The 508-nt window shown below is 68.5% G+C and carries 1 protein-coding gene and 1 pseudogene; both read left to right on the plus strand.

The features are described from left to right. A pseudogene (locus tag AC1DHL_RS29805) lies at positions 1 to 225 on the plus strand (enoyl-CoA hydratase/isomerase family protein); the annotation flags it as partial. A gap of 51 nt (positions 226 to 276) precedes the next feature. After that, positions 277 to 508 (plus strand): AMP-binding protein (locus tag AC1DHL_RS29810; protein WP_478164338.1); only part of this gene is annotated, 232 nt, incomplete at its 3' end.

Consider the following 508-nt stretch of genomic DNA (forward strand, 5'->3'; position numbering starts at 1 on the left):
GTGCACGCCCGCGCCATGGAGATCGCCGAGTCGCTGGCCGGCAAGCCGCCGGTGGCCATGAAGCTCGACAAGGCCCGCCTGCAGGAAATGACCGAAGCCGGCTTCCGCGATGCCATCGAGGCCGGTATCCGCATCCACCGCGAATCCTATGCCTCGGGCGAACCGGCGCGCATGATGGAAGCGTTCTTCGCCGAGCGCGAACGCCGCCGCGCCACCGCCGCCTGAGCCGCCCGAGTCCTTCCTGTCGATCAGATCAACGCTGTCCTGCCATCTCCCATGTCTTCGGAAACTCACATCGATATTCCCCCGGTCGCCTCGGAAACCATTTCCGCGCTGCTTGCCCGCCGCGCGCGGGAAACGCCTGACGACATCTACTGCCGCTTCCACGACGAGGTGCTGACGATTGCCGCCCTCGACCGGCGCGTGAACCAGGTGGCCAACGGCCTCGCCGCAGCCGGCCTCCAGCCGGGGGACCGCGTGGCGCTGATGCTGCCGAGCCACCCGGACC

The sequence above is a fragment of the Variovorax sp. 10L426 genome (genome assembly GCF_056395305.1).